Source organism: Microbacterium sp. NPDC091382, from assembly GCF_044757025.1.
In the GTDB taxonomy this organism is placed as follows: domain Bacteria; phylum Actinomycetota; class Actinomycetes; order Actinomycetales; family Microbacteriaceae; genus Microbacterium.
The window spans coordinates 1,311,771-1,333,867 of the sequence record NZ_JBIVUD010000001.1 but is presented as its reverse complement, the minus strand read 5'-3'; the positions used below and the strand labels follow the sequence as shown (position 1 = coordinate 1,333,867).

Below are 22,097 nucleotides of genomic sequence, written 5' to 3'. Positions count from 1 at the left end.
GGGTGGATGCCGGACGCAGCCGGCGGGCGGTGACGCACGCCCGTGCACCATCCTACGGAGCGCCTCGTACCGCGACCGCCATGTGACGTCGGCGCTACGACGAGGGCGGCTCATTTAGGCTGGCAGGCATGGGACGACGCCAGTTCTTCACGTCGCTGCAGGCGCTCGTCCGGTCCCCCGAGAACTCGGCGCCGCACACCGAGATGCTGCCGGTGATCGACGACGCCTTCGCCGTCGGAGTCCTCGATCTCAGCATCCGCATCGGAGAATCGATGCTCGCCTCGGGTGCGCCCGCGAGCGAGGTCACGCTCACGATCGTGCGGGTCGCCGGCGTCTACGGGCTCGATCCCGTGCACGTCGACGTCAGCTACAACTCGATCACCGTCGCGCATCACCGAAGCGGCGCCGACAAGCCGATCACCCTCATGCGCGTCGTCCGCAGCCAGGCCCCCGATCATGCCCGCCTGCAGCGTCTGCAAGCGCTCGTCGCGCAGATCCGAGGCGGGATGCCGGTCGACGCCGCCCGTGCCGAGTTCCGCATCGTGCGCCGCACGCCGTTCGCGTACCACCCGCCCGTCATCGTCACCGCCCAGGCGCTCCTCGCCGTCGGCGTCGCGCTCATGTTCGGGGCGAACTGGCTCGTCATCCTGCTCTCCTTCGTCGCCGCGGGCGGCGCCGCGATCACGCAGTTCCTGCTCGGCCGGGTGCACGTCCCGTTCTTCTTCAGCCAGGTCGCCGGCGCCTTCGTGCTGACGCTCATCGCCGCCGTCGCGCCGAGCCTCGAGGCGACCGGATGGCCGGTCGCGCAGGACATCAGACCGACGGTGATCGTGGCGTCGGGGATCGTCCTGATGCTCGCGGGCCTGACGGTGGTCGGCGCCGCACAGGACGCGATCGACGGGTTCGCGCTGACGGCGACGGGCCGCATCCTCGAGCTCATGACGCAGACCCTCGGCGTCGTCCTCGGCATCCTCGCCGGTCTCGAGACCGCCCGCGTGGTCGGCGCCGGGATGGACGTCCCGAACGATCCGCTGCCGTTCGGACCGCTGCCGCTGCAGTTCGTGGGCGCCGCCCTCATCGCCGTCTCGGTGACGATCTACAACGGCGCGGGTCTTCGAGTCGTCCTGGTCAGCGTCGCTCTGAGCGTCGTCGCCTGGGCGGGGTACACGGCGGCATCCGCTCTCGGATTCGAGACGGCGGCCGCCAGCGGCGTCGGGGCCTTCGCGGGCAGCCTCGTCGGCATCCTGGCGGCGTACCGCCTGCACGTGCCGTCGGTCGCGATCACGACGGCGGCGATCCTCCCGATGGTTCCGGGTGCCGCGGTCTTCCGCGGGCTCCTCGGAGTGGTGGAGTCCGGGAGCAGCACCGCCTTCCTCCTGGAGGGGTTCACCACGCTCGCCTCGGCGGCGACCATCGGGATCGCCCTCGCTGTCGGCGCGTCGCTCGGCATCTACGTCGGCCAGCCGCTGCGCGCCTCGCTCGGCACCGTCATCCGGGCCCGTGCGCGCGAGCGCTCCTGAGCTCCCCTAGGCTCGCCGCATGAGCTCTGCGAGTGACGCGATCTGGAACCGTGCCGTCGACCTCGACGAGCCCATCTCCCTGCCGGGCGACCTCGCTGTCCGACGTGTTCTGACCTTCCACGCCACGGTCCAGGGCAGTGGCTTCTGGAACGCGATCGACGCGCACTCCGCCGAAGAGGACTTCCCGCTCGACCTCGTGGCCGAGGGGTATCGCACCCTGGGCCTCGAGCCGACCGCCGAGGCCGTCGATCGCGCCGCCGCGGAATACGAGGAGACTGCCGGCATCGGCGACGAGGACGCATGGAACGAGGCCGAGGAGCGCGTCGACGACGAGTACCGGATCGAGGACGACGACATCCTCGCGGCCATCGGGCGAACGCTCGCGCAGGAACCGGAGCTCTTCGCCCCGATCGACTGATTCAGACCGCGCGACGGCCTTCGAACGCACGGCCGAGGGTGACCTCGTCGGCGTACTCCAGATCGCCGCCGACCGGCAGCCCGGACGCCAGCCGCGTGACGCTGATCTCGAGGGTGCGAAGCAGCCGACTGAGGTAGGTCGCCGTGGCCTCGCCCTCGAGGTTCGGGTTGGTGGCGAGGATGACCTCGGTCACCGTGCCGTCGGCGAGGCGCTGCATGAGCTGCGCGATGCGCAGGTCGTCGGGTCCGATGCCCGCCATGGGACTGATCGAACCCCCGAGCACGTGATAGAGCCCGCGGAACTCACGGGTCCGCTCGATCGCCGAGACGTCCTTCGCGTCTTCGACGACGCAGATGAAGGTGCGATCACGGCGCGGATCGCGGCAGATCGAGCACTGGGTCTGCTCGGAGACGTTGCCGCAGATCTCGCAGAATCGGACGCGCTCACGGAGTTCCGAGAGCAGCTGCGCCAGTCGGGACACGTCGAACGAGGGTGTCTGCAGGATGTGGAATGCGATGCGCTGCGCCGACTTCGGGCCGATGCCGGGAAGGCGCCCGAACTCGTCGATCAGGTCTTGGACGATGCCGTCGTACATGGGTCAGTTGAACCTCGTCGGAGGGGTGTACGGCTCTTCGCGGACGAAGCGCGCGCCGAGGAGCTGGCGGACGGCTGCCTCACCGACCCGCTCGATCCCGCCCGGGCGGGGCCCGCGGGGCGGCTCCGGCGCGAGACGCGGCGGCGGCGGCGAGTGGACGGGCACCGGAGCGTCGGCGTCCACCGGCGGGGGCACGTCGTCTTCGTCGTCGTCGGGTGCCTCGGCGGGGAGGACATCTCCCTCGCGCTGCACCGTGAGCGTGCGAATCGGCGCGGGGGCGGCGTCCTCTGGCTCCTCGTCGACGGCGAACTGCGCCGAGGGCGCACCGTCCCCGGACGGGATCGGCGCAACCGCCCACTCGGTCACGGGCGCTGCCGCGGCCGGCGCGGACCGTGGCGCGGCGGTGGGACGGGATGCCGCGACGGGAGTGACGCCGTAGCCGCCCTCGGGCGCGTCGGGCTCCGGCGGCGCGTCGGGTCCGACGCCTCCCGGCGGCGGCGGGGTCGGGTCGGTGTCGTGGCGCGTGAGGTACTTCACGCGCACGCCGAGCACCGACAGGATCGCGCTGCGCAGGTCCTCGCTCGGGCCCTTGCCGGCGGAAAGCTTCTTGAACGACTGCACGTCGGAGTGGCTCTGGAAGGACAGCGTCAGGATGTCCCCCTCGGCGTAGGCGACAGGGCGCGAGGCCGTGGCGATCATCCAGGAGGTGCGGCTGATGTCCTCGAGCCGGCGCAGGATCTCGGGCCACGAGTCGCGGATCTGCTCGAAGGTGACGGGCCCGGTGGGCACCGGCGGCTCGGGAGCGGCAGCAGACGCGGGCGAGGAAGCCTGCGCGGCAGCGGGAGTCTGCGCGGCAGCGGGAGTCTGCGCGGCCGCGGGGGCGGACGCCGGCGACGCGGCCGGAGCCTGAGCGCGGGCCGGTCCAGCCGCCGGCGGCTGGGCAGCCGGCGCCGCCGCCGAGACGGCCGCCGCGGGAGCGCCGGCATCCGTCGCCGCGAGGACGCGAGCCACGAGCAGTTCGAGCTGCAGGCGGGGCGAGGTCGTGCCCGTCATGTCGTCGAGCGCCGTCACCACCAGGTCGGCGATGCGCGAGAGCCGGTCGGTGCCGAAGGCGGACGCCTGACGCGCCATGCGCTCGAGCTCGTCGACGGGAACGCCCCGCAGCACCGCGCGCGCGCCCTCGCCGGTCGCGGCGACGATGATGAGGTCGCGCAAGCGTTCGAGGAGGTCGTCGACGAAGCGTCGCGGATCCTGCCCGGTCTGCACGACGCGGTCGACGGCGCCGAACGCGGCCGCCGCGTCGTGCGACGAGAAGGCGTCGACCACCTCGTCGAGGAGCTCCGCGTGCGTGTACCCCAGGAGCGCGACGGCGCGCTCGTACCCGACGGCGCCGTCCTCGGACCCGGCGATGAGCTGATCGAGCAGCGACAGGGTGTCGCGCGGCGATCCGCCGCCCGCGCGGACGACGAGGGGCAGCACGCCCGGCTCGACCGACACCCCCTCCGTCGCACACAGCTGCTCGACGTACTCGAGCATCGCGGCCGGTGCGACGAGACGGAACGGGTAGTGGTGGGTGCGCGAGCGGATCGTGCCGATGACCTTCTCGGGCTCGGTCGTCGCGAAGATGAACTTGACGTGCGCGGGCGGCTCCTCGACGAGCTTCAGGAGCGCGTTGAAACCCTGCGCCGTGACCATGTGGGCCTCGTCGAGGATGAAGATCTTGAACCGGTCGCGGGCGGGCGCGAACACGGCGCGCTCGCGCAGGTCGCGCGCGTCGTCGACGCCGTTGTGGGATGCCGCGTCGATCTCGACGACGTCGAGCGACCCGCCGCCGCCGCGACTGAGCTCGACGCACGAGTCGCACGTGCCGCACGGGGTGTCGGTGGGGCCCTGCGCGCAGTTGAGGCAGCGCGCCAAGATGCGCGCGGACGTCGTCTTGCCGCAGCCGCGGGGGCCCGAGAAGAGGTACGCGTGACCGACACGGTCGCTGCGCAGCGCCGTCATGAGCGGCTCGGTCACCTGGCTCTGACCGATCATCTCGCCGAAGGTCTCCGGGCGATAGCGGCGGTACAGAGCGGTGGTCACCACAACAGACTACGGCGTGGCACCGACATCCGATCCGGTGCTCGTCCCTGAACCGCGGCGGCGATCGCCTCGCGGTCGGCGCCCGCCGCCAGCATCGCCGCAAGCAGGATGCGCGCCTGCCCCGGACGCAGGGTCGGCGAGTGCAGCGCCCCCGCCGCGGCGAGGTCGGCTCCTCCCCCTCCCCCGCCGTACGACGGGACGAGCAGTCCCCGCGGCACGCGGCTCGAGACGACGACCGGGATGCCGTCGGCGACCGCGTCGCGCACGGCGTCGACGACCGTGGGGGTCGTGTTCCCCGACCCGAGCGCTTCGAGGACGACGCCGGCGGCGCCCGCCGCGAGGCTCGCCCTCAGGTGGACGTCGTCGGCGCCCGGAGGCAGCGCCACGACGTCGACCCGCAGGCGTGACACGTCGCCGACGGCGTGCGGGGGCGTCGCGGCATCCTTCCGGGCGTGGCCGAAGGCGTCGGCGCGGTCCGTGGTCAGTTTCGAGAGACCCCAGGTGGAGAGGATGCGCCCGCCGAACGCGACCCACACGCCGGGGACGGCGGCCCGGGTCGCTGCGAGCGCGACGCGTATGTTGTCGGGACCGTCCGAGGCGGGGTCATCCGCGGTGAACTGGGCACCCGTGAAGACGACGGGGATCCGCGGAGTGCCGACCTGGATCGCCGCCAGCAGAGAGGTCTCCTCGAGAGAATCCGTCCCGTGCAGGACCAGGATGCCGCGGACCGCCTCATCGGCGACGGCGTCCGCCACCGCGTCGACGATGTGCTGCATGTCGGCGAGGGTGAAGGTCGACGAGTCGGCGGCGAGAGCATCGACGACGCGGACGTCGTCGTCGGGCGCCAGCCCGTGGAGCAGAGCGCCCCCGCCGAGGACGGGAGCGCTCGATCCGTCCGGGGACCGGCGGCTCGCGATGGTGCCGCCGGTCGCGATGACGACCAGGTGCTGCGTGCTCACGCGCCGCTCTCGTCGGTGCGCTGCAGGGCGGCGATCGTGCCGGTCTGCTCGGCCGCCAGCATCCTGATGCGGTCGCGCAGCAGGAACCAGCCGCCGATGAGCGCCGGCACGATGACGATCAGCGAGCCCACCGTGAACGTCCCGATCGGGAAGTCCAACGCCATGAGGACGATGACCGAGGCGAGGAAGGCGAGGGTGATCCAGCCCGTGTAGGGCGCCCCCGGCATCCGGAACGAGGGGCGCTCCATCACGCCCGCGCTCGCCAGCCGCTGCAGTTTGATCTGGCACAGGATGATGACGCCCCACGCGCTGATGATGCCGAGCGCCGACACGTTCAGGGCGATCTCGAACGCCTGCGAGGGGACCACCGCGTTGAGCACGACGCCGAGCAGGGTGACGGCCGCGGTGACCGCGATGCCCATGTAGGGTACACCGGCGCGGTTCATGCGCATGAGGGGCGCGGGCGCCGATCCGGTGACGGCCATCGAGTGCAGGATGCGGCCGGTCGAGTACAGCCCGGCGTTCAGCGACGACACGACGGCGGTGAGGACGACGAGGTTCATGATCACGTCGGCGCCCTCGACGCCGATGGAGCCGAAGAAGGTCACGAACGGGCTCTCGCCCGACTTGTAGCTCGTGAACGGCATCAGCAGCGTGAACAGCAGCACCGAGCCGACGTAGAAGACCGCGAGGCGGAACACGACCGCGCGGATGGCCTTCGGCATGATCGTGCGGGCGTTCTCGGTCTCGCCCGCGGCCGTGCCGACGAGCTCGATCGACGCGTAGGCGAAGACGACGCCCTGGACGACGATGAGGGCGGGGAGGATGCCGTTCGGGAACACTCCGCCGTTGTCGGCGATCAGGTGGAAACCGGGCGTGGTCCCCGCGACGGGGGTGCCGGTGACGACGAAGAAGATGCCGACGACGAGGAACGTGACGAGCGCGGCGACCTTGATGATCGCGAACCAGAACTCGAGCTCGCCGAAGACCTTGACCGAGAGCAGGTTCATAGCGAGGACGAGGACGAGCGCGACGAGCGCGAAGACCCACTGCGGGATGCCGGCGAGCACGGGTACGTACTGCTTGAAGAAGTTCATGTAGAGCGCGACGGCCGTGACGTCGGCGACGGAGGTCATGGCCCAGTTGAGCCAGTACATCCACCCGGCGGCGAAGGCCATCTTCTCGCCGTAGAACTCCCGAGCGTACGAGACGAAGGACCCGGTCGAGGGGCGGTGCAGGATCAGCTCGCCGAGTGCGCGCATCACGAGGAACGCGAAGACGGCGCAGACTGCGTAGACGAGGACGAGCGCAGGGCCAGCCGTCGCGAGTCGTCCGCCGGCGCCCATGAACAGGCCCGTCCCGATCGCGCCGCCGATCGCGATCATCTGGATCTGGCGCGGCCGAAGACCCTTGTGGAAGCCCGCACCCTCGGCCTGCGCGATCGAGGCGGTGCGCAGCATCGCCGCATCCGTCTTCGGGGAGGTCGACTCCGTCGTCATGGGAACCCACTTTCTCGACCGCGGGCGTCATCGCCGCACGGGATGTGATATCTGCCTTACAGGTTTGGTCAACTGAACACCGCAAACACTCTTCTCGTCAAGTCGCCGCGGTGAAGAATGTCTAATCTGTCTGATAGGTTTGCCGCGTTCGCCCCTCAAGGAAGAGATCGACATGACCACGACGCGCACCGAGAACGACCTGCTGGGACCGGCTGAGATCCCCGCCGACGCGTATTGGGGGGTGCACACCTCGCGCGCCCGTGACAACTTCCCGGTGACGGGCGTGCCGATCGGCACCTACCCGTTCCTGCTGCGCGGCCTCGCATTCGTCAAAGAGGCCGCCGCCCTCGCCAACCGCGACCTTGGCCTGCTCGACACCGCTCGCGCCGACGCCATCGCGGCGGCCTGCCGTGAGATCCGCGGGGGCGCCCTCGCGGACCAGTTCGTCGTCGACGTCATCCAGGGCGGTGCGGGCACCTCGACGAACATGAACGCCAACGAGGTCATCGCGAACCGCGCGCTCGAGATTCTCGGGCATTCGAAGGGCGAGTACGCGCATCTGCACCCGAACGATCACGTGAACCTCAGCCAGTCGACCAACGACGCGTACCCCTCGGCGATCGACGTCGCGCTCGCGGAGGGCGTCGACGGTTTGGATGCCGCCATGGGCGTCCTCCACGATGCCTTCGCCGCGAAGGCGGCCGAGTTCGGCGGGTACGTGAAGATCGGTCGGACGCAGCTGCAGGACGCCGTACCGATGACGCTCGGTCAGGAGTTCGGCGCGTTCGCGGTCATGCTCGACGAGGACCGGGAGCGCCTGCGCGAGTCAGCACGGCTCCTGCTCGAGGTCAACCTCGGTGCGACGGCCATCGGCACGGGACTGAATGCGCCCGCAGGGTACGGGCCGCTCGCCGTCTCGCACCTCGCGCGACTCACCGGCCGCCCCTTCACGCCCGCGACCGACCTCGTCGAGGCGACGCAGGATCCCGGCGCCTTCGTGCACCTGTCGGGCATGCTCAAGCGGATCGCGGTCAAGCTCTCCAAAACCTGCAACGACCTGCGACTGCTGTCGTCGGGACCCCGTGCCGGCCTCGGCGAGATCACCCTCCCCGCCCTTCAGGCGGGGTCGAGCATCATGCCCGGCAAGGTGAACCCCGTCATCCCCGAGATGGTGACACAGGTCGCGTACACGGTGATCGCCGACGACCTCGCCGTCACCCTCGCCGCCGAGGCCGGCCAGCTGCAGCTCAACGCCTTCGAGCCGGTCATCGTCCGCGCCCTGTCGCAGAGCATCGCGCACCTGACCGCCGCCTGTCGCCTGCTCGCCGAGCGCTGCGTCAGCGGCATCCAGGCCCGTCCCGAGGTCATGGCCGCACGCGTCAGCGATTCGATCGGACTCGCGACCGCACTGAACCCTCTCATCGGCTACCGCGCCGCCACCGAGGTCGCCGGCGAAGCCCTGCGCTCGGGTCGCTCGGTTCCCGACGTCGTGCTCGAGCGCGGGCTGCTGGACCCGGCATCCCTCGCGGCGGCGCTCAGCCCCGAGAAGCTGGTTCCGACGGCGTCAGCGGGCTGACGACGCGCTCGACGGCTCCGAGGTGCGCGCGCATGGCCTCGCGGGCCTCGATCGCCGACCCGATGCCGATCGCCTCGGCGATGGCGCGGTGCTCGCGGGACGACGGCTCACGGCGGTGCGCGATGAGGTTGACGACGCCCGACTGGTGGCTGAGGGCGTCGCGGATGTCGCCGACCGCGCGCGCGAAGACCGCGTTGCCCGATGCCTCGGCCACGAGCACGTGGAAGCGCGAATCGAGCTCGACCCACTTCCCCGGGTCGGTCGTGGCGTCCATGCGGTCGCACAGGGCGACGAGCTCCGCGCGCTGCTCGTCGGTGCGCCGCTCCGCGGCGAGACCCGCGGCGGGAACCTCGATGTGCGGACGGGCTTCGCTGAGATCGCGCGACGAGAAGTCGCCGTATCCGAGGGAGAGAGCAGGACGGTCCGAGACCACGTACGTCCCGCTGCCGGTGCGCGTGCGGGTGAGGCCGAGTGCCTGCAGCGAGCGGATGGCCTCGCGCACGCTGGGGCGGCTGACGCCGTACTGCTCGGCGAGCGCTGCCTCGGAGGGAAGCCTGTCGCCCACCGCGAGACGTCCCGCGACGATGTCCTCGCGGAGCCCGTCGAAGACACCGTCGGCGGCGCGGGCACCGACGGACGGCGAGCTCATCGAACTCCCCCGGTCCGCCTCGTCACGCATGCCATCCGGTCAGCCTAACGGGCGCTCGATCGACGCGGTCACGCCGGGGAACACCGCGTCGCGGATCGCTGTTGCAGCGAGCATGCCCCCCGCCTCCGTCGACGTCCTCGTCATCGGTGCGGGACAGGCGGGGCTCAGCGCGGCGTATCACCTGCGGCGCCGCGGCTTCTTTCCCCTCGGCGAGGAGGACGACTCCCCGACGTTCGTCGTGCTCGATGCGGAGTCCGAGCCCGGCGGCGCGTGGCAGCACCGCTGGCCGACGCTGCGCATGGGCACGGTGAACGGCATCCACGAACTGCCGGGGTACGCGGTGCCACCCGCCGATCCGCGAGCCCCCAGCCGCGAGGTCCTGCCGGCGTACTTCGCCGCGTACGAGGACCGCTACGACCTGCGCGTGCAACGCCCCGTCCGCGTGCGCGCCGTCCGACGCGCCGACGATGATCCGCGCGGACCCTTGACGGTCGACGCGGAGGACGCCGACGGCCCGGTCCCATGGTCGGCCCGGTACGTCGTCAACGCGACCGGGACGTGGCGGAAGCCGTTCTGGCCGACCTACCCCGGTCAGCGCTCGTTCGCCGGGCGGCAGCTGCACGTCCACGACTACCGGTCGGCCGAGGAGTTCCGCGGGCGGCGCGTCGTGATCGTGGGCGCCGGTGTCTCGGCGATCCAGCTGCTCGACGAGATCTCGCAGGTGACCGACACGTTCTGGGTGTCGCGCACCGAGCCGCAGTGGGATGCGACCGGCTTCGACACCGCAGCGCGCATCCAGGCGATCGCCGGTGTCGAGGAGCGCGTGCGCCAGGGGCTTCCGCCCGGAAGCGTCGTCTCGGTCACGGGCGCGCACTGGTCGCCCTGGGCGGAGGCGGCGGAGGACCGCGGCGCCCTTGTGTGGCACCCGGTGTTCGACGCCATCGAACCGGCTGGGGTGCGGATGCCGGACGGCACCCTCGAGCCGGCGGACGTCATCCTGTGGGCCACCGGCTTCCGCGCCGACATCGCGCATCTCGCGCCGCTGCGGCTGCGCACCGCCGCCGGCGGCGTCCGCGTGCGCGACACGCGAGCAGTCGACGAGCCGCGCCTGTTCCTCATCGGGTACGGCCCGTCCCAGTCGACGGTCGGTGCGAATCGCGCCGGACGCGACGCGGTGCGGACGATCGTCCGCGACCGCGCCGCGGGCTGAGGTCAGACGCGGACGGCGGCGTCTCCGGCGCCCTGCGTCGGGATCTGCTGCGTACGGGTGTCCGCGTCGGCTGCGATCTCCTCCGCGGCATCCGTCCCCGCGGACTCGACCGTCACGACAGGGATCGTGCCGGTGTGGACGGGCACAGAGGTTGCGGCGGTCGCATCGGGCACGGAGGCCGAGAGGAGCGTGCCGTCCTCTCGGAGCTGCTCGCCGATCTGCTGCAGCGTCGGCCGGCCCGGGATGACGGGGCCCTGGCCCTCGAGCGGGACCGTGACCGTCTCGCCGCCGGCGACCGTGTAGCCCGCGCCGCGCACGGTGAACGACACCGCGTCGCCCTCGCCGGCGCCGACGGTCATCTCATCGCGGCGGACGGTGATGCGCAACCGGGTGCCGTGCCAGTGCAGCGTGTACGACAGCGACGGCCACTGCGCCGGCAGGCGCGGGTCGAAGCTCAGGGCGCCGCGGTGATCCCGCATGCCGCCGAAGCCGGCGACGAGCGCGGTCCACACGCCGCCCGCCGATGCCACGTGCACGCCGTCCGACGCGTTCTGGTGCAGGTCGCCGAGATCGACGAAGGCCGACTCGCGGAAATACTCCAGCGCCAGGTCCTGGTAGCCGACCTCCGCCGCGAGGATGGCCTGGACGACCGCGGACAGGGTCGAATCCCCCGTCGTCAGGGCGTCGTAGTACTCGAAGTCCGCCAGCTTCTCGGCGGGCGTGAACTGGTTGCCCTGCAGGAAGAGCGCGAGGACGACATCGGCCTGCTTGAGCACCTGGTACCGGTAGATGACTAGCGGGTGGAAGTGCAGCAGCAGCGGGCGCTGCTCCGGCGGGGTGTTCTCGAGGTCCCACACCTCCCGCTCGAGGAAGATCGCATCCTGCGGGTGGATGCCGAGGGCTTCGCTGTACGGGATGTGCATGGCCTCACCGGCGCTCTGCCAGGCGACCGGCTCGGCTTCGTCGAGGTCCAGGCGCTCGACCATGGCGCGGTAGGCCTGCGGCTGGTCGACGGCCATCTCGCGCACGACGCGGGCCGCGTACCGGAGGTTGTAGCGCGCCATGACGTTCGTGAACAGGTTGTCGTTGACGACCGTCGTGTATTCGTCGGGCCCGGTCACCCCGTGGATGTGGAAGCTCTCGGGCTCGCCGGTCTCGGTGAAGCGCCAGAAGCCGAGAGTGGCCCACAGGCGCGCGGTCTCGACGAGGATGTCGACGCCCTCGCGGTAGAGGAAGTCGGTGTCCCCCGTCGCGCGCACGTACTTGCCGAGCGCGAAGGCGATGTCGGCGTTGATGTGGTACTGCGCGGTGCCTGCGGCGTAGTAGGCCGAGGCCTCCTCGCCGTTGATCGTGCGCCACGGGAAGAGGGCGCCCGCCTCGTTCAGCTGACCGGCCCGCTTCCGGGCCGCGGGGAGCATGAGGTATCGCATGCGGAGCGCGTTCCGCGCCCAGAGCGGCGTCGTGTAGGCCAGGAACGGGAGGACGTAGACCTCCGTGTCCCAGAAGTAGTGGCCGCTGTAGCCGGAACCGGTGACGCCCTTCGCGGGCACGCCGAGCGAGTCGGCACGGGCTGCCGCCTGCGCGAGCTGGTACAGGCACCAGCGCGTCGCCTGCTGCAGGTCGTCGTGTCCCTCGATGACGACGTCCGATCGCTCCCAGAACGCCGAGACCCACGCCTCCTGGCGATCGAAGAGTGCCTGGATGCCCTCGTGCTCGACGCGGTCGAGGGTGCGACGGCCGCGCTCGACGAGCTCGCGCGCGGGGACGCCGCGGGACGTGTGGTAGGCGACGGCCTTCGTGATCGTGACCGGGACGCCCTGGCGCGCCTGCACCCGGAAGACGTTCTTCGCGATGTCCGGCTCGACGAGCGAACGTGAGGAGAACTCGTTGTCGGTCTCGACGAGGTGGTCGGCCACCACGGCGACCGTCATGCCTGACGCGGTCACCTTGTACGACAGCGCGGAACGGTCGCCGTCCTGCCAGTACTCCTCGGGCTGCAGGACGCGGCCCTGGAAACCGTCGGCCTTGCGCGGGTCGAAATCGGCCTGGGACTTCGCGCCGTGAGCGGCACCGCCGTAGACGTCCTGACCGTCCTGGCGGTTGATCAGCTGGCAACTGACGGTGACGGGTGCGTCGGCGTTGAGGACGGTCACCGAGATCCGCATGACGGCGACGTGCCGCTCCTCGAACGAGACGAGCCGCTCGTAGTCGACGACCACGTCCTTGCCGCTCGGGGTCATCCAGCGCACGTGCCGTGTGAGGACGCCCCGGCGCATGTCGAGAGCGCGTTCGTATTCGCGCAGGTCGGCGATGTCGAGCGAGAGCGGCTCGTCGTCGACGTACACGCGCATGACCTTGCTGTCGGGGGCGTTGATGATCGTCTGCCCCACTTCGGCGAACCCGAAGGCGCGCTCCGCGTGGCGGATCGGGAACACCTCGTGGAAACCGTTCAGGAAGGTGCCGTGCTCCTGCGCGTGACGGCCCTCGGGGTGGTTGCCGCGCAGGCCCAGGTAGCCGTTCCCCTCCGCGAAGAGTGTCTCGGTGACGCCGGGGTCATCGAGCGAGAACGACGTCTCGACGAGACGCCACGGGTCCACGGGGAAGCGCTGACGATCGATCATGGAGGTCCTTTTCGGGAGACAGGACGGGGACGTGAAGGGGATGCCGCGGGTGTTGCGCGTCAGACGAAGACGGCGAGGTCGTCGACGACGACGTGAGCCCCGGCCTCGAGCAGCGCGTCGGCGCCGGCGCCGCGGTCGACACCCACCACGAGACCGTATCCGGCGGCGGCGGCGGAGCGCACACCGGAGTGCGCATCCTCGACCGCGGCGCTGCGGGCGGGATCGACGCCGAGCATCTCGGCGGCACGGGAGAAGACATCGGGCGCCGGCTTGGAGGACAGGTGCTCGGCCTCGGCGACGACGCCGTCCATGATGACGGGGAAGCGGTCGACGATGCCGGCCGCGGTGAGGACCTCGCGGGCGTTCTTCGAGCTCGAGACGACCGCGATCGGGATGCCGGCGGCCTGGAGCTTCTCGACGAGCGCGAGCGAGCCGGGGTAGGCCGCGATCCCCTCGGCGCGGAGGACCCGTTCGAACACGAGGTTCTTGCGGTTGCCGATGCCGCACACCGTGTCCGCCGACGGATCGTCGGAGGGGTCACCCCACGGGACCTCGACGTCGCGGGAGCGCAGCAGGCTGGCCACGCCGTCGTATCGCTTCTTACCGTCGAGGTGCTCGAAGTAATCGCCTTCGGCGTAGGCGGGTTCGATGCCCCACGCCGCGAAGAGCTCGGTGAACATGCTCTCCCACGCGTGCATGTGGACCTCGGCGGTGGGTGTCAGCACGCCGTCGAGGTCGAAGAGGACTCCGTCGAAGCGGGTGAGGTCGGGGAGGTCGGCCATCGTCACCGGACCAGCGTAACGGTCACGCCGTCGCCACTGCGTGGGCTTGGCGGGCGATCTCGAGTTCCTCGTCGGTGGGGACGACGAGGACGGTCACGGGCGAATCATCGGTCGAGATGACGCGGATGCCGCGATCGCCCGACTCGTTGCGCTCGGCGTCCAGTCGCACCCCGGCGAATCCGAAGGTCTCGAGCGCCGCGGCACGCACGACGGCGGAGTTCTCCCCCACGCCGGCCGTGAACGAGATGACATCGGCGCCGCCGAGCTGCGCGAGGTAGGCGCCGATGTACGCGCGGAGGCGGTGGATGTAGACGTCGAAGGCGAGCGTGGCGTCGGCATCCCCCTGTCGGCGTCGCGCGTCGATGTCGCGCATGTCCGAGGCGCCGGCGAGGCCGAGCAGGCCGCTCCTCTTGTTCAAGAAGCCGTCGAGCTCACCCGGGGTCATGTCCTCGCGGCGGGCGAGGACACCGAGGACGGACGGATCGATGTCGCCCGACCGCGTTCCCATGACGAGACCTTCCAGCGGCGTGAGCCCCATGGAGGTGTCGACGGATTCACCCCCGCGGATGGCGGTCGCCGAGGCGCCATTGCCGAGGTGGAGCACGATCTGCGAGAGCTCTGAGAGGGGACGACCGAGGAAGTCGGCGGCGGCCTCGCTGACGAATTTGTGGCTCGTGCCGTGGAACCCGTATTTGCGGATGCGGTGCTTTCGAGCCGTCTCACGGTCGATCGCATAGGTGTACGCCGCCGCGGGCATCGTCTGATGGAAGGCGGTGTCGAACACCGCGACGTGCGGGACGTCGGCGAACGCCTTCCGGGCGGCCCGGATGCCCTGCAGGGCTCCCGGGTTGTGCAGCGGTGCGAGAGCGGACAGCTCATCGATGTTGATCTCGACGAGCGGCGTCACGAGGGTCGGCTCGAAGAAGCGCGCACCTCCCTGGACGACGCGATGGCCGACGGCGACGGGCCGGGCCCGATCGAGCGACGGGCCCTGCGCGCCGAAAGCCTCGAGCATGACGGCGAAGCCGGTCGTGTGATCCGGGATCGCGCGTTCGACGCGGGTCGTCGCCTTCGTCGCGGCGACACCGGCTTCGTCCCCCGCGAAGAAGACGGTGTGCGTGGCGACACCGACGTCCTCGCCGATCCGCTCCACGAGCCCCGAGGCCAGAGCCCGTTCGGTCTCGACGTCGACGAGCTGGTACTTGAACGACGACGAGCCGCTGTTGATGACGAGGACGGGGGTCATGCGCGAGTCTCCGGGGCTGCGGCATCCGCCGCGTTCTGGGCCTGGATCGCGGTGATCGCGATCGTGTTGACGATGTCCTCGACCAGGGCGCCGCGGGACAGGTCGTTGATGGGCTTGTTGAGCCCCTGCAGGACCGGCCCCATCGCGACGGCTCCCGCCGAGCGCTGCACCGCTTTGTAGGTGTTGTTGCCGGTGTTGAGGTCGGGGAAGACGAAGACCGTCGCACGGCCGGCCACATCCGAGCCCGGCATCTTCGTCGCGGCGACGGCCGCGTCGGTCGCCGCGTCGTACTGAATGGGACCCTCGACGAGGAGCTGCGGCGCACGCTCGCGCACGAGGGCGGTCGCCTCGCGGACCTTCTCGACGTCGGCGCCGGATCCGGACTCCCCCGTCGAGTACGAGAGCATCGCCACGCGCGGCGAGATCCCGAACTGATCCGCCGTCGCAGCCGAGGAGACCGCGATGTCCGCGAGTTGCGGGGCCGTCGGATCCGGGATGACGGCGCAGTCGCCGTAGACGAGCACCCGATCGGCGAGCGCCATGAGGAAGACGCTCGAGACGACGTCGACGCCCGGCTTCGTCTTGATGATCTCGAAGGCGGGTCGGATGGTGTGCGCGGTCGTGTGCGCGGCACCCGACACCATTCCGTCGGCGAGCCCCAGATGCACCATGAGCGTGCCGAAATAGGAGACGTCCGTGACGGTGTCGGCGGCCTGGCGGAACGTGATCCCCTTATGGGCGCGCAGCCGCTCGTACTCGCGGGCGAACTTGTCCACGTGGACGGCATCGAACGGGCTCAGCACCTCGGCGGCCTGGATGTCGAGCCCCAGCTCGAGTGCGCGGGAGCGCACCTCGATGGGCTCGCCGAGGATCGTGATGTCGGCGATCCCGCGCGCGAGCGCGGTCGCGGCCGCGCGCAGGATGCGGTCGTCGCCGCCCTCGGGGAGGACGATGCGACGACGCTCGCTGCGGGCACGCTCGATGAGGCCGTACTGGAACATGAGGGGCGTGACGACGTTCGAGCTCGCGAGTCCGATGCGACGCAGCAGGTCGTCGGTGTCGACGTGCTGGTCGAAGAGCGACAGCGCGGTGTCGTAGCGGCGCTGCGAATGCGCCGCGAGGCGACCGCGCGCACTCATGATCCCGCGCACCGTCTCGTACGTGCCCTGATCGGTCGCGAGGATCGGAAGGTTCGAATCGAGACCGTCGATGAGCCGTTCGACGTGTTCGGGCAGCTCGAAGGGTCCGTAGAGGACGATGCCGGACAGCGAGGGGAACGTCCCGGAGGCATTCGCCAGCAACGCTGCCAGGAGCACCTCGGTACGGTCGGCCGCCACGGCGAGGATGGCTGCCTCCTCCAGGCGCGGCAGGACGTTGTTCAGCGACATGCCCGCCACGACGACGTGGAGCACTTCGCGCTCGAGAAGGTCCTCGTCCCCCTTCATGAGGGTCGCTCCGAGTGAGCGGGCGACGTCACGGACCGACGGGGCGACGAGGTAGGCGTCCTCCGGGATCGCCCAGACACCGATGTCCCCGTCGGCTGCGGGAACCCCTCGGACGGCGGCGACGATGTCGTCGAGACGGTCGGGGTCGGCGCGGTTCACGACGACGGCGAAGATCCCGGCGCGCTCGTGCTTGAGCTCCGCCAGGGCGAGGGTGGCGAGATTGCCCACTTGCTCGGGCGACAGACCACCGGCATCCGTCGACCGCTCACCGTCGGTCGGCTGACCCGACAGGACGACGAGGACCGGGGCACCGAGGTTCGCGGCGATGCGCGCGTTGTAGCCGAGCTCGGCGGGGCTTCCCACGTCGGTGTAGTCGCTGCCGATGATCACCACGGCGTCGCACTGCGCCTCGACCGCCTTGTAGCGCTCCACGATGCGGCCGAGGGCGGCTTCAGGGTCGGCGCGCACCTCGTCGTACGTGGCGCCGATGCACTCGTCGTACCCGAGGTCTACGCCGTCGTGGTCCAGGAGCATCTCGAGCACGTAGTCGCGCTCCTCGGTGGAGCGGGCGATCGCGCGGAACACCCCGACGCGCGGCGATCGGCGGCTCAGGGTGTCGAGGACACCCAGGGCGATCGTCGACTTGCCGGAGTGACCTTCGGCGGAGGTGATGTAGATGCTCTGAGCCACGGACCCAGCCTAGGCTCGCGGGCTGATGCACCGGCTGGATGCAGCATCATCGCGCCGAGCCGCTCCGGGAAAAGAAAGACTCTCCGCGAACCCGGCAGAGCCTGGTTACCCTTGCTACGTTTCCGTCCTGGGGGAGTTGGCCTGGATGCCGTCTCGCGGAGAGCTGCTGCAAGTCTACCCGACGTCGGCCGCCGCCCAGCGACGCCGGGTTAGCATCGGTCCTGGCGCGCTGCTGCGCCCACCGCGTGAGGGGGACGGATGACCGACGACCAGACGACCATGACGGCGCCGGGAGCCACGGCTCCGGCGCACGAGGCGACCCGGGTCGACGCATCCGTCTTCTCGGAGACGACCGCCGCCCTCGTCGACTCGGTCTCGAAGGTCATCGACGGCAAACCGCACGCCGTGCGCGCCGCACTCGTCTGCCTTCTCGCCGAAGGTCACCTGCTCATCGAGGACGTCCCCGGAGTCGGCAAGACGATGCTCGCCCGGGCGCTCGGCAACTCGATCCGGGCGACCGTCCGACGCATCCAGTTCACCCCCGATCTGCTGCCCAGCGACGTGACGGGCGTGAGCGTGTACGACCAGTCCGAGGGCCGGTTCGACTTCAAGCCCGGCGCGATCTTCGCCCACATCGTCATCGCGGACGAGATCAACCGTTCCTCGCCCAAGACCCAGTCCGCCCTGCTCGAGGCGATGGAGGAGCGCCAGGTCAGCGTGGACGGCACGAGCCGCCCCCTCCCCGACCCGTTCCTGGTCGTGGCGACCCAGAACCCGCTCGAGATGGAGGGCACGTATGCCCTGCCCGAAGCGCAGCGGGACCGCTTCATGATGCGCATCTCGATGGGGTATCCGGATGCCGAGAACGAAGCGCTCATGCTCCGCCAGCGCGACACCGGCAACCCGCTCGACGCCGTCCGCCCGGTCATCACGGCGGAGCGCGTCGCGGCCCTCATCGCCTGGGCCCGGACGGTGCACGTCTCGCCCGCCGTCGAGGAGTACGCCGTCGCGCTGTCGCGGGCGACGCGCGAGCACGGCGATCTGCGACTCGGGGCGAGCCCCCGCGCGACACTGCAGCTCATCCGCGCGGCGAAGGTGTGGGCGGCGTTGGAGGGCCGGGAGTACGTCATCCCCGACGACGTCGTGACGCTGCTCGAGCCCGTCTTCGCCCATCGCCTGATCGCCGCGCGCGGCGCCGCCGTCTCGCGCGGGCGGGGCGGCGTGGACCTCGTCTCCTCGGCACTCGAGCAGATCGTCGGCTCGGTCCGCGTCCCCGTCGCCGCCCGCTGAGCGGCGCGTTCCCCATGTCCCGGTGGCCGCTCACCCCGCGAGGTACGGGCGCGATCGTGCTCGCGCTCGCGTCGTTCGTCCTCGCCCCGGTACTCGGTGTGCCGGCGCTCGTGTTCTTCGGCGTGCTGCTGGTCGCGGCGGTCGCCCTCTCCTTCGCCTCGCTGTGGCTCGGGCACCGAGCCGACGGCGTCCGCCGCTCGTTCGCGCCCCCCGTCGCCTCGGTCGGAGCCGACGTCGATGTGCGCGTGCGCGTCGAGTCGCGCTCGGTCCTGCCGACGGTCGTCGGCACCTGGCGCGATCGCCTGCCCCGCGGCATCGACGGCGAACCCACAGGCGTTTACCCCGCCCTGCGCTCGGGACTCGCGTCGGGAAGTCACCGCGTCGACATCGCCTACCGGGTGCGCGCCCGCCGCCGAGGAGTGCGTCCCGTCGGCCCGCTCGTGGTCGAGACCACCGATCCGTTCGGTCTGTCGCGTCGCCGCCAGGAACTCGGGAGCGCCGTGCCCCTCACGATCGCCCCCGCGGTGGCACCGCTGGACATGTTCGACGACCTCCCCGGTGCGGCCGGCGGGACGATGCAGTCGGTCACCGACAAGCTGGGCCAGGGCGCCGACAACCTCATCCCCCGCGCGTACGCTCCCGGCGATTCGATGCGCCGCATCCATTGGCGGGCGAGCGCCCACCGCGGCGAGCTCATGGTGCGGCAGGAGGAGCGCGAGTCGAACCCGGAGGCGGTCATCGTCTTCGACCGCGCCGTCGCGAGATGGAGCGCCGACGCGCTGCGTTCGCCCGGTGAGGACCCCGACTTCGAGGCCGCTCTGTCGATCGTCGTGTCCGCCGCCGCGCGCTTCGTCCGTGAAGGGTACGGCGTCGCTGTCGTCGACGTCGACGGAACGGAACTGGTCCCTCCCATCGACGGCGGCGACTCCGCGGCGCTCGAGTCGATGACGACCGCCTTCGCGACGCTGACGGCTCGGCGCGAGGGCGCGCTGACCGAACTCGCCCCGCTGTTCGCCGGCGCCACGGTGGGACCCGTCGTGGTGGTGACCGGCGAGGTCGATCCCGCGGATGCCGCGTCGCTGGCCCCCATCGTGGGTCACAGCAGCATGCCTGTCCTGTTCACGCTCGGCGGGGCGGGCGACGCCCTCCGCATCGCCCGAGAGTCCGGATGGCGCGTCCAGCGCCTCGAGCCCGAGGACGAACTCGAGTCGCTCTGGTCGGGCGTGGAAGGGTTCCGCGGTCGTGTCGGCTGAGCGTGTCGATACGACCCGACCCCGGCACGACGGCCTGTCGACGACGGCGCTGCTGCTGGCCCTGACGGCATCCCTCGTCCCCCTCTTCTCGGTGATCGCCGGTGGGGCGTGGGCGGCACTCGCGTTCGTCCTCGCGGCGATCCTGCTCGGTGCGGGCTACCTCCTCCGCCGCCTCGGGGTGAGCGCGGTCCTCGTCACCGTCATCCTTGTCGCACTGTGGACCGCGATCATGACGGCGGTCTTCTTCTCGGACGTCGCGTGGCTGTTCGTCATCCCTTCGGGCGAGGCGTTCGCCCGCGTGCCCCGACTGGTCGAGATCGCGAGCAACGACATCGCGGTGGGGGTCGCCCCGCTCGAGGCGTCCGCCTCCCTGACGTTCCTCATCGTGGGCGCGGTCGGACTGCTCACCGTCGCCCTCGATCACGTCGTCCTGACGGCGCGGATGCCGCTGCTCGCCGGTGTGGCACTGATCGCCGTCTGGCTCATCCCGACCCTCGCCGTGCCGCAGCCGGTCGATCTGTGGGCGTTCGCCCTCCTCGCCCTCGCGCTCCTGTGGCTGCTGCGCACCGAGACTCGCGGGCGCGACCGGACCCGGACGGCGTCGTCGCCGCGCGGAGGAGTGGGCGCCGTCGCGGCTGTGATCGCGGCCTCCGCCGTCGTCATCGCCCTCGTCGCCGCACCCGCGCTGCCGACCCCCGCCGCACCCACCGGCGGACTGGGCGGCGGCACGACGATCGACGCATCCCTGAACCTCGGAGACGACCTGCGGCGGCCCGCCGAGGTGCCCGTGGTCACGCAGTGGAGCGAGGCCGCCGCCCCGGCCTATCTCCGGGTCGCCACCCTGACCGAGCTCGAGGGCGACTCGTGGCAGCCCGATCGGAGCCGCTCCGTCCCCCTTCAGGAGTGGGCTCCGGAGGACGCGGCCGCCGCGGGAATAGAGGTCGTCGAGGACCGGCGGACCGTCCAGGTGCTCGATCTGTCCTCAGCACAGCTGCCCGTGCCCGCCGATGCCGTCTCGATCGACGGGGTGACCGGCGTCTGGCGCATCGCGCCGGACAACGGGACGGTCGTCTCCCCTTCGACCGCCGCGCGCGGCCAGAAGTTCGAGGTCGTCAGCCGTACACCGCGGCCAACCCTGGAACAGGCCCGCGCCGCCGAGGCGCGTGGTGGCCCCCGCCAGTCCCGCGAGCTGCCCGGCGACACCCCGCCCGAGATCGCCGACCTCGCCGCTCAGGTGACCGCCGACGCGTCCAACGACTACGACCGGCTGCTCGCCCTGCAGACCTGGTTCCGCGGACCCGACTTCGACTATTCGCTCGAAGCGCCGGTCGAGGACGGGTTCGACGGATCGGGGATCGAGGCCGTGTCCACCTTCCTCCAGGTCCGATCGGGGTACTGCGTGCACTTCGCCTCGGCCTTCGCCATCATGGCCCGCACCCTCGACATGCCCTCACGAGTCGTCGTGGGGTTCCTGCCTGGCCTGCCCACCGGTGACGTCGTCGACGACGACCGGGTCTATCAAGCCACGACTGCCCAGCTCCACGCCTGGCCCGAGGTCTTCTTTGACGGCATCGGCTGGGTTCCGTTCGAGCCGACCAAGAGCCTCGGAGCAGCACAGCGGTTCGCGTCCGAGGAGAACACGTCGAACGAGCCCGAGCCGACGCCGACCCCGACGGCCGCAGCGGAGCCGACCCCGACGGCGTCGTCGGCGCCCCGCCCCGAGGACGACCCCACGGCGCAGACGCCGGAGGCGACGACGTTCTCGATCATGCGCGTGCTCCCGGCGATCGGCATCGCGCTCGGTGCGCTGGTCGTGCTCTCGCTGCCCGCCTTCGTGCGCGGAGCGCTCTCCCGTCGGCGTATGTCGCAGGCGCGTCGTGGCAGCGCCGGCGCGGCGTGGCGCCTCGTCCAGGACGCGGCGATCGATCTCGGCATCCCGGTTCCGGAGTCCGAATCCCCGCGTGCCTTCGGCGAACGGCTGCGTGAAGATCACGGCGCTCCGGCGTCCGCCGTGGAACGCCTGGTGCACGCGGTCGAGAGATCGAGTTACGGCCCGCCGGAGTCGTTCGGCGACAACGACGGAACCGAGCTGACGACGGATGCCGCGGCGGTCCGCACGGGGCTGTTCGCCGGCGTGTCCGCGCCGCGGCGCCTCGTCAGCCGGCTGCTCCCCCGATCCCTCGTCATCCGCCCGGGGTCGACTTTCGCCGAGGCATTCCCACTCGGACGCTGACGTCCGCGACGACCGGAACGACGAAG

General features: G+C 71.1%; 16 protein-coding genes and 1 other RNA gene. 7 read left to right on the top strand and 10 right to left on the bottom strand.

All coding sequences use genetic code 11. The features are described 5' to 3' along the window. The first annotated feature begins 128 nt into the window (after positions 1-128). Both ACIQLK_RS06420 and ACIQLK_RS06415 read left to right on the top strand, forming a co-directional pair. On the top strand, positions 129-1,520 hold the full coding sequence (locus tag ACIQLK_RS06420; protein ID WP_400363539.1) for a threonine/serine exporter ThrE family protein: 1,392 nt from the start codon (positions 129-131) through the stop codon (positions 1,518-1,520). 19 nt (positions 1,521-1,539) lie between these two features. Continuing rightward, positions 1,540-1,938 (top strand): hypothetical protein, encoded by a 399-nt coding sequence (locus ACIQLK_RS06415; RefSeq protein ID WP_400363538.1) that lies wholly within the window; start codon positions 1,540-1,542, stop codon positions 1,936-1,938. Between the two features lies 1 nt (position 1,939). Here the strand turns inward: ACIQLK_RS06415 and recR are convergent, their stop codons facing one another. Genes recR through ACIQLK_RS06395 form a run of 4 tightly spaced genes read right to left on the bottom strand, consistent with a single transcriptional unit; the run spans position 1,940 to position 7,076 of the window. Further along, on the bottom strand, positions 1,940-2,533 hold the full coding sequence (gene recR / locus ACIQLK_RS06410; protein WP_065571315.1) for a recombination mediator RecR: 594 nt from the start codon (positions 2,531-2,533) through the stop codon (positions 1,940-1,942). Positions 2,534-2,536: 3 nt separating this feature from the next. Beyond that, on the bottom strand, positions 2,537-4,618 hold the full coding sequence (locus ACIQLK_RS06405) for a DNA polymerase III subunit gamma and tau (RefSeq protein WP_400363537.1): 2,082 nt from the start codon (positions 4,616-4,618) through the stop codon (positions 2,537-2,539). Beyond that, positions 4,615-5,577: an asparaginase domain-containing protein gene (locus ACIQLK_RS06400; RefSeq protein WP_400363536.1), complete on the bottom strand. Its 963-nt coding sequence runs from the start codon at positions 5,575-5,577 to the stop codon at positions 4,615-4,617. The genes ACIQLK_RS06405 and ACIQLK_RS06400 overlap by 4 nt, the downstream gene beginning before the upstream one ends. Then, complete coding sequence (locus ACIQLK_RS06395) at positions 5,574-7,076, bottom strand: amino acid permease (RefSeq protein ID WP_400363535.1); 1,503 nt, start codon at positions 7,074-7,076, stop codon at positions 5,574-5,576. The genes ACIQLK_RS06400 and ACIQLK_RS06395 overlap by 4 nt, the downstream gene beginning before the upstream one ends. 172 nt (positions 7,077-7,248) lie before the next feature. On the opposite strand from ACIQLK_RS06395, the gene ACIQLK_RS06390 reads away from it, so the two are divergent. Next, positions 7,249-8,652, top strand: coding sequence for an aspartate ammonia-lyase (locus tag ACIQLK_RS06390; protein WP_400363534.1), 1,404 nt, complete (start codon positions 7,249-7,251; stop codon positions 8,650-8,652). Here ACIQLK_RS06390 and ACIQLK_RS06385 read toward each other — a convergent pair. After that, complete coding sequence (locus ACIQLK_RS06385) at positions 8,612-9,301, bottom strand: FadR/GntR family transcriptional regulator (protein ID WP_400363533.1); 690 nt, start codon at positions 9,299-9,301, stop codon at positions 8,612-8,614. The two genes, ACIQLK_RS06390 and ACIQLK_RS06385, sit on opposite strands and share 41 nt — an antisense overlap. A gap of 112 nt (positions 9,302-9,413) precedes the next feature. On the opposite strand from ACIQLK_RS06385, the gene ACIQLK_RS06380 reads away from it, so the two are divergent. Next, positions 9,414-10,511, top strand: coding sequence for an NAD(P)-binding domain-containing protein (locus ACIQLK_RS06380; RefSeq protein ID WP_400363531.1), 1,098 nt, complete (start codon positions 9,414-9,416; stop codon positions 10,509-10,511). Positions 10,512-10,513: 2 nt separating this feature from the next. Here the strand turns inward: ACIQLK_RS06380 and ACIQLK_RS06375 are convergent, their stop codons facing one another. From ACIQLK_RS06375 to ffs, 5 genes are all read right to left on the bottom strand, one after another. After that, the gene (locus ACIQLK_RS06375) at positions 10,514-13,132 is read right to left on the bottom strand and encodes a glycoside hydrolase family 65 protein (RefSeq protein ID WP_400363529.1); all 2,619 of its coding nucleotides are present in this window, start codon (positions 13,130-13,132) and stop codon (positions 10,514-10,516) included. A gap of 59 nt (positions 13,133-13,191) precedes the next feature. Next, the gene (locus ACIQLK_RS06370) at positions 13,192-13,914 is read right to left on the bottom strand and encodes an HAD family hydrolase (protein WP_400363887.1); all 723 of its coding nucleotides are present in this window, start codon (positions 13,912-13,914) and stop codon (positions 13,192-13,194) included. 22 nt (positions 13,915-13,936) lie between these two features. Next, positions 13,937-15,160, bottom strand: a complete 1,224-nt coding sequence (locus tag ACIQLK_RS06365; RefSeq protein ID WP_400363528.1) for an acetate kinase — start codon at positions 15,158-15,160, stop codon at positions 13,937-13,939. Continuing rightward, the gene (gene pta / locus ACIQLK_RS06360; protein ID WP_400363527.1) at positions 15,157-17,295 is read right to left on the bottom strand and encodes a phosphate acetyltransferase; all 2,139 of its coding nucleotides are present in this window, start codon (positions 17,293-17,295) and stop codon (positions 15,157-15,159) included. The genes ACIQLK_RS06365 and pta overlap by 4 nt, the downstream gene beginning before the upstream one ends. 71 nt (positions 17,296-17,366) lie before the next feature. Next, an RNA gene (gene ffs / locus ACIQLK_RS06355) (signal recognition particle sRNA small type) lies at positions 17,367-17,463 on the bottom strand. 90 nt (positions 17,464-17,553) lie between these two features. Here ffs and ACIQLK_RS06350 point away from each other — a divergent pair. The 3 genes from ACIQLK_RS06350 to ACIQLK_RS06340 are packed head-to-tail and all read left to right on the top strand — an operon-like array spanning position 17,554 to position 22,071. After that, the gene (locus ACIQLK_RS06350; RefSeq protein ID WP_400363526.1) at positions 17,554-18,585 is read left to right on the top strand and encodes an AAA family ATPase; all 1,032 of its coding nucleotides are present in this window, start codon (positions 17,554-17,556) and stop codon (positions 18,583-18,585) included. Positions 18,586-18,599: 14 nt separating this feature from the next. After that, positions 18,600-19,838, top strand: a complete 1,239-nt coding sequence (locus ACIQLK_RS06345; RefSeq protein WP_400363525.1) for a DUF58 domain-containing protein — start codon at positions 18,600-18,602, stop codon at positions 19,836-19,838. Continuing rightward, positions 19,828-22,071 carry a transglutaminaseTgpA domain-containing protein gene (locus ACIQLK_RS06340; RefSeq protein ID WP_400363523.1) on the top strand — a complete coding sequence of 748 codons (2,244 nt, stop codon included), beginning with the start codon at positions 19,828-19,830 and terminating at the stop codon, positions 22,069-22,071. The genes ACIQLK_RS06345 and ACIQLK_RS06340 overlap by 11 nt, the downstream gene beginning before the upstream one ends. The last annotated feature ends 26 nt before the right edge of the window (positions 22,072-22,097 follow it).